The organism is Thioalkalivibrio sp. (genome assembly GCF_007692535.1).
In the GTDB taxonomy this organism is placed as follows: Bacteria; Pseudomonadota; Gammaproteobacteria; order Ectothiorhodospirales; family Ectothiorhodospiraceae; genus Thioalkalivibrio.
The window spans coordinates 1-6,802 of the sequence record NZ_REBW01000253.1; the positions used below are offsets into that span (position 1 = coordinate 1).

7 protein-coding genes are annotated in these 6,802 nt (G+C 65.3%); 3 read left to right on the forward strand and 4 right to left on the reverse strand.

Annotation, left to right across the window (positions count from 1 at the left end):
* Positions 1–12 precede the first annotated feature (12 nt).
* The gene (locus tag EA346_RS14250) at positions 13–744 is read right to left on the reverse strand and encodes a glutamine amidotransferase (RefSeq protein WP_296759710.1); all 732 of its coding nucleotides are present in this window, start codon (positions 742–744) and stop codon (positions 13–15) included.
* Positions 741–1,289 carry a DUF924 family protein gene (locus EA346_RS14255; RefSeq protein WP_296759712.1) on the reverse strand — a complete coding sequence of 183 codons (549 nt, stop codon included), beginning with the start codon at positions 1,287–1,289 and terminating at the stop codon, positions 741–743. Before EA346_RS14255 ends, EA346_RS14250 begins: the two co-directional genes overlap by 4 nt.
* Before the next feature lie 896 nt (positions 1,290–2,185).
* Between EA346_RS14255 and EA346_RS14260 the strand changes: the two genes are divergently transcribed.
* Together EA346_RS14260 and EA346_RS14265 are read left to right on the forward strand one after the other, a co-directional pair.
* A complete protein-coding gene (locus EA346_RS14260) occupies positions 2,186–3,730 on the forward strand; it encodes a deoxyribodipyrimidine photo-lyase (protein WP_296759714.1) in 1,545 nt (514 codons plus the stop codon).
* Positions 3,731–3,734: 4 nt separating this feature from the next.
* Positions 3,735–4,307: a histidine phosphatase family protein gene (locus tag EA346_RS14265; protein ID WP_296759715.1), complete on the forward strand. Its 573-nt coding sequence runs from the start codon at positions 3,735–3,737 to the stop codon at positions 4,305–4,307.
* 169 nt (positions 4,308–4,476) lie between these two features.
* On the opposite strand, the gene EA346_RS14270 is transcribed toward EA346_RS14265, so the two are convergent.
* Positions 4,477–4,821: a hypothetical protein gene (locus tag EA346_RS14270; protein WP_296759717.1), complete on the reverse strand. Its 345-nt coding sequence runs from the start codon at positions 4,819–4,821 to the stop codon at positions 4,477–4,479.
* Between the two features lie 485 nt (positions 4,822–5,306).
* Between EA346_RS14270 and EA346_RS14275 the strand changes: the two genes are divergently transcribed.
* Complete coding sequence (locus EA346_RS14275) at positions 5,307–5,726, forward strand: thiol-disulfide oxidoreductase DCC family protein (protein WP_296759719.1); 420 nt, start codon at positions 5,307–5,309, stop codon at positions 5,724–5,726.
* A gap of 238 nt (positions 5,727–5,964) precedes the next feature.
* Here EA346_RS14275 and cysQ read toward each other — a convergent pair.
* The coding region (gene cysQ / locus EA346_RS14280) for a 3'(2'),5'-bisphosphate nucleotidase CysQ (protein WP_296759720.1) at positions 5,965–6,802 on the reverse strand (838 nt) is incomplete at its 5' end.

Consider the following 6,802-nt stretch of genomic DNA (forward strand, 5'->3'; position numbering starts at 1 on the left):
TAACCGCCCCGATCACCGACTCCCGTCACGCACAATCTCCGCGAAGCGCCGCAGCAGCAACCGGCTCTCGGGCGCCGGCCGCACGGCTGCCTTGAGGGCATCGACCGAGCGTGACTGTTCACCCAGAATCTCGCGGTAATATTCCACGAAATGCGGAATGATCCGCTCGTCGAATTCCGGGTGGAACTGCACGCCCCAGGCGCGCGGTCCGTAGGCGAAACCCTGGTGCGGCTCCATCTCGCTGGTGCCCAGCAGCGTGGCTCCGGTCGGCAGTGCGCGCACCGACTGCCGGTGACTCAGCTGCGCCCACAGGCGCGTCGGCAATACCGAGAACAGGGGATCATCCGCGGCGGCCTCTGCCATCGTGACCTCCACCGTGCCGACCTCCACGCCCCGCGGGTTGTAGTCCACCTCGCCGCCCAGCGCGTGGGCCAGCAGCTGGTGACCGAAGCAGATCCCGAGTACCGGAACCTCCCGATTCAGCGCTTCCGCGAGCCAGTCCGCCGCACGCAGCATCCAGTCCGCACGTTCGGTGACCATCGAACCGGAGCCGGTGATCGCGATGCCTGCGACCGATCCGGGGTGGGGCAGGGCGCGCGCTCCGCCGGCGTCCAGCACACGAACCGCATCCGCCGGCCAGCCCATGCCGACGGCGATCCAGTCCTCGTAGTCGCCGTGAATCGACGCGAGCGACGGGATCTTGCGGCCTGTCTTCAGGATCACCAGCGGCTTGCGGTCACTCATCCTCGGAATGCCTCCTTCGACGCCAGCCATAGGATCTCTTCCGGCGTGTTCTCGCGCCCGAGGACCTCGTTACGGTGCGGGAATCGGCCGAAGCGCCGGATGATCCCCCGGTGGTGTTCGGCCCAGCGCAGGCTGTCGACGAGCCCTGCATCACGGTACAACTGCACCGAACGATCCTGATCGGCGAGCGCTTCGCTGTGCATCAACGGGAGGTAGAGGAAGGCCTTGCCGGCGGCGTCCAGTTCCCGGTCCCACCCCTGATCAATCGCTGCGGCTGCCACCTCACGGGATCGTGCCTCGGTGGCGAAGCTCCTCGCCTGACCGCGAAACATGTTCAGCGGAAACTGGTCCAGCACGATCACCAGCGCCAGCGCGCCCTCGGGCGTGTCTTGCCAGCCCTCCAGTTCCCCCCTCGCCGCAGCCTGCCAGGCCGCGAGAAAACGCTCCCGCAGCTTGGCGTCGAACTCGGGCGTGGACCGAAACCAGAACGGCCGCACGTCCCCGGAAAACCAGAACTCCAGTATCTCCTCAGGACACACAGGCATTGCCATCTCCGGGGGTCGGACCAAGCTATGTTGTTGAAAAAACGATAATATAGCCCACTTTTCGGTGCTTTTTCAGCCCTTGGAAGGCCCTTTTCGGGGTCAAAAACGCCCACCGAAGCGCAACGGACTGCGGTTGCCCGGTTGTGTCAGTCACTGGCCGGGCGTACGCGGGCTTCGCCAGTCCGGCGATCGATGGTGATGTCGATCTCGCAGTATTCCGTGTTTTCGTTCTCCGGCGTGGGATCGTCAGCGCAGGCGCAGCCTCCGAGGATGCTTGCGAAGAAGATTCCGGTTCGGAGTTGGATGGTGCCGGATGTCTCCGCTCGGAGGTTCGCCGGGGTCGGACCAAGGCAAGATCATGATTATGATACGAAATAGCTGAAATTTCGGGCCTGAAAAACCTTTGGAGGTGCCATTTTAGGCGCCAAAATGGCGTTCCAAGGAGCATTGTGCCGGTTCGGGCCATGGTCTGCGTGAGTAGACCCCTGTTCTCCTTAAAACACCGTTTTTGGGGCCGAAAACGGCCTGATAAGGTGCCGATTGACGGTGTTTTTGGGGTTGTTGTTCCATGTTTTCAAGCAGTTGACTTGGTCCGACCCCCTTGCCTCCTTGGGTGGGGAACCTTCGTCCGGGGGCGGGCTCTGAACGGGGGATAGGGCCGGGTGCGGCCATCGGAGATCACGCCCAATGCACAGGGAGCCAGATTCCCGCATGGCTGCAGACCAGCGAACAGGCTGTCCTGAATGCCTGTTGGGCGCCCGGCCGATCACGCCCGGGCCGCGCACGGCAGCTGCTTGCCTCCAGGCCATCCCTGTTCGAACGGGGGAGACGGCTCTCGCGACGCTGGCTCGTCCAACCGATCCCATAGTCCTCCGTGAACGCCGGGGAATGCGTCCATGACGCGGCCGGCTCCCCGTGCGCCGCAACTGGTCTGGTTCAAGCGCGACCTCCGCGTACAGGATCACCTTCCCCTGGTCGCGGCCGCCGAGCGCGGGCCGGTGATCCCGCTCTACGTTGTCGAGCCCGAACTCTGGGCGCAGCCCGACGCCGCCTGGCGCCACTGGGCCTTCATCCGCACTTGCCTGCAGACGCTGGACCGCGACCTCACGGGTTTGGGCCAGCCGTTGCTGCTGCGCCGAGGCGAGGTCGTCGCCGTCCTGGACGAAATTCATCGGAGGACTGGCTTTACCACCCTCTGGTCGCACGAGGAGACGGGGAACGGCTGGACCTTCGCCCGCGACCGCCGGGTCGCCGCCTGGGTCCGCGACCGGGGCATCGAGTGGATCGAGTTGCCCCAGACCGGCGTGGTACGCGGCCTGCGCAACCGCGACGGCTGGGCTGCGCGCTGGGAGCAACGCATGTCCGAACGAGTCACCGCAGCCCCCGGTGTGCTGGCGCCCGTTCCTGGGCTGCGTTCGGACCCGCTTCCCGACGTCCCTCACGAAACACTGCCGCCAGAGCAGGGCGTCTCCCTGCAGCCTGGCGGCCGGGATGAAGGCGAAAAAACCCTGGCGAGCTTCCTCGCCGACCGCGGCAAGGCTTACCAGGCGGGTATGTCCAGCCCGCTCACCGCTTGGGACTCCTGTTCCCGACTCAGCCCGCACCTGGCCTGGGGCTGTCTTTCGTTACGCGAGGTGGTGCACGCCAGCCGGGCGCGGGTTGCGGGATTCCAGGGCGACATGAGCGCAGACGCCAAGGCGTGGCGCCGCTCGCTGCGGTCGTTCGAGGAACGGCTGCATTGGCATTGTCACTTCATCCAGAAACTCGAGTCGCGTCCGTCGATCGAGTTCAGAAATCTCATGTCCTCCTGCGACGGACTGCGCGAAGCCGAGTGTGACCCTGGTCGTTTTCAGGCGTGGAGCCGCGGGGAGACGGGGTTTCCGCTGGTCGATGCCTGCATGCGTTCCCTACGTGCCACGGGTTGGCTCAATTTCCGCATGCGTGCGATGCTCACCGCGTTCGCCTCCTATCACCTCTGGCTGCACTGGCGCGAACCCGCCCTTCATCTGGCACGAGTATTCACCGACTACGAACCCGGCATCCACTACAACCAGATCCAGATGCAGTCGGGTACGACAGGGATCAACGCGCTACGGATCTACAACCCGGTCAAACAATCGGTCGATCAGGATCCCGAGGGCCGCTTCATCCGACGTTGGCTGCCGGAACTCAGCGCCGTGCCCGATGCCTGGCTCCATGAGCCGTGGCGGATGTCGAGACCGCTCCAGGATTCGATCGGGGTACGCATTGGACACGACTATCCGGAGCCCATCGTCGACCATATCGCGAACGCGCGTATTGCTCGGCAACGGATTATCGCCGTCCGCAAGCAACCGGAGAGTCGGTTGGAGAGTCACTCGATACAGAAAACCATGGGCAGCCGGCGCGGTGCGCGCCGCGTCCGAAAGGCCCCGACCGGGCAGACCGAACTGGAGTTCTGAGTCCATGCATTTCCTGTCCTGGCGATCGTCTGCACGTACGCTGGCGCTACTTGCGCTGGTCGCGTCTCTCCTGATCCCGGCGCAGGCGGAGGAGTCGCTCGCGAGGCTGCAAGAGCCCGGTACGATTCTGCTGCTCCGGCATGCGCTGGCACCCGGTACCGGCGACCCACCCGGGTTCAGCGTCGAGGACTGTTCCACGCAGCGCAATCTCTCCGATGCGGGTCGCGAGCAGGCCCGAGCGCTCGGTGAACGGTTGCGCGCCGCCGGGATCGAGGAGGCGCGCGTCTTTTCCAGTCATTGGTGCCGCTGCCTGGAAACGGCGCAGCTGCTCGATCTCGGGCCGGTTTACCCGGAACCCGCGTTCGATTCCTTCTTTCAGCGCCGACAAGAGGGCGATGCGCGCACGCGCGCCGCGCGTGAATTCCTGAGCCGCCTGCCGCCCGGACCGCCGGTGGTGGTCGTCACGCACCAGTTCAACATTCGGGCTCTGACCGGCGAGTCCACGGCGTCCGCAGGGGGCTGGCTGGTACGCGTGTCGCCGCAGGGCGAAGTCGAGAGCGCAGGGCCTTTGCGTTAGCCGCCAACCCCCGACCGTCGCCAATACCGTCTCCGGGGGTCGGACCAAGCTATGTTTTTGAAAAATATGTGGTTTGCCCGCTTTTTTTTGCTTTTTTGGCCCTTAGAAGGACCTTTTCGGGGTCAAAAATGCCCGCGTAAGCGTCATTGACCTTGTTTGCCCGGCTGTTTCAGTCCCGGGCGGGGAGGACGCGGGCTTCGCCGTTCCGGCGATCGATCGTGATGTCGATCTCGCAGTATTCTGTATTTTCATTCTCCTGCGAGGGGTCGCCAGCGCAGGCGCAGCCTCCGAGGATGCTTGAAAAGAAGATTCCGGCCCGTAGTTGAATGGTGCCGGATGTCTCCGTCCGGCGGAGGATCATGACGCCGAGGTTATCGAGCAGCGCCGTGCTGCCGGCGGTGAGTTCCTGTTGTAGTCCCAGGACATCCGGGCCAAGGGCCGTTAGCTCCTCCTTGAGCACCGCCTCGAACCCTGGCGTTCCGAAGCGGGCAAGGCTGCGCGTCAGGCGTGGCACAGAATGTCCCCTTGCGAAAGCGGCGCGAATCTCAGCCAGTTCATCGTGTTTGTCAGGCCTTCAGCGGCGGGTAGTCGGTGTACCCTTCGGCGACGATCAGCCCCAAACCCGCGCGTTGCGCGTAATACCCGTCCATCAGAACATGGGGCCCACTGCCCAGCAGCGGGTCAGTGGTGCGGTGACCGTCCGGTTCGCGAGTTCGAGCGGTCCGAGCCGGGCAGGAGAGAAGAGTTGCAATTCCATCAGTGCGGATTCCTATGCTTGGGCGGCCAGCGCGTCGAACGGCAGGAGCGCCATGCAGATCAGCAACCGGCAGCCCTTCATCGGTCGTATGAATTCCTCCCCGTCGCCGACTCGGGGCACGCTACGCTCCTTATGGCATGGATCCACGGCCGGAGCAAAGGCCTTGGCGGCCGGATCCCGGCATGGAACTCCGGATGCCGGAATCGAACCAACCCGTTACGCATTAAAAGGGGAATGAGGCGATGACACAGAACGCAGCCGATGGCGTTGCCACGGATCGGGTCGGAGGCCAGCCGGTGACGGTTTTCTTTGACGGGGGGTGTCCCATGTGTCGCCGGGAGATTGCCCACTACCGCCGCCTGCAAGGGGCTGAGCGCCTGGACTGGCGCGATATTCACGCCGATCCGGACGCGCTCTCCGATGCGGGGATTTCCTGGCAGAAAGCCATGGAGCGGCTGCACGTGCGGGATGGGAACGGGGCGCTGCGCACCGGAGCCTATGCCTTCGTCACCCTCTGGCGCGAGCTTCCCGGCTATCGCTGGCTGGCGCGGATGGTCTCTGCCATACCCGGTGTCGTATGGGCCATGGACCGTGTCTACACGGTCTTTGCCCGCTGGCGCTGGCGCCGTCGTTGTCGGGATGGTGTCTGCGGGGCACCCTGATGGCCCGGCAGATCCGCGTGCGCATCCTTGCCGTTCTGCGGTCTGTCCCACCCGGCGAGCGCATTGCCTCAGGCAGCGGTGTGCTGGCCCGGGTTCCGATGCCGGGCGATGGCGATGTAGAGTTGCTCAGGCTCGTGCGTTGAGAAGACTTCTGCGCGGGCCTGTGGCGAATCTGGCCATTCGCCGGTGTGGCTGTGGTACCTGAAGAACTTCGGCAGCACGGAATGGATGCCCGTCCTTACGTTCCGGCGAATCCCCAGGCCACGAAGTGCGGATTGGCGAAATCGGGCTTGCCGTACGTCAGGGGCTGGCCGTCGACCTGGGTGATCCGCCCTCCCGCGGCGGCGAGCACCGCGTGCCCCGCGGCAATGTCCCACTCCATGGTGCGGCCGAGGCGGGGGTACAGGTCGGCCTCGCCGGCCGCGACCAGGCACAGCTTCAGCGAAGAACCGGCGTTGCGCAGGTGTGCGACCCTGCGTCCCTGCAGGAAGGTCTCGAGAGCGGCAGGGTCGCCGTGGGACCGGCTGGCGACGATGGTCAGGCCTTCGTCCGGCGGGTTGCGGACCGAGATGGGCTCGCGAACGCCGTCTCTCTCGACGAACGCGCCCCCGCCGATGGCCCCCGCGAACAGGCGGTTCAGCGCCGGCGCGAAGACGACGCCCAGCACCGGCTGACCGTGTTCGACCAGCCCGATATTGACGGTGAACTCCCCGTTGCGGCTGATGAATTCCCGGGTGCCGTCGAGCGGGTCCACCAGCCAGAAGCGCTCGGCGATCGCAGGAACGCGACCGGCCGCCACGGCCTCTTCGGCAATCGCCGGGATCTCCGGGGTCAGTTCGGCGAGCGCAGGCAGGATGAGCGCCTCGGCCTTCTCGTCCGCCGCCGTGACCGGGGAGGCATCCTCCTTTCCGCGAACCTCGAAGTCCGTGGCGTAGATCTCCATGATCAGGGCGCCGGCCTGGCGGACGACGGGCAGCAGCTGTTCCAGGAGTTCGGTTCGGGGCGCAGCGTTGGTCATCTTGAATGGCTCCGTGGCAGGGAAAACGGCGCGATGAAATGCCGCCATCCTGATGCCT

Coding starts and splice junctions, on each gene's coding strand:
- EA346_RS14250 (WP_296759710.1), bottom strand. CDS start 744: ATGAGTGACCGCAAGCCGCTGGTGATCCTGAAGACAGGCCGCAAGATC.
- EA346_RS14255 (WP_296759712.1), bottom strand. CDS start 1,289: ATGCCTGTGTGTCCTGAGGAGATACTGGAGTTCTGGTTTTCCGGGGAC.
- EA346_RS14260 (WP_296759714.1), top strand. CDS start 2,186: ATGACGCGGCCGGCTCCCCGTGCGCCGCAACTGGTCTGGTTCAAGCGC.
- EA346_RS14265 (WP_296759715.1), top strand. CDS start 3,735: ATGCATTTCCTGTCCTGGCGATCGTCTGCACGTACGCTGGCGCTACTT.
- EA346_RS14275 (WP_296759719.1), top strand. CDS start 5,307: ATGACACAGAACGCAGCCGATGGCGTTGCCACGGATCGGGTCGGAGGC.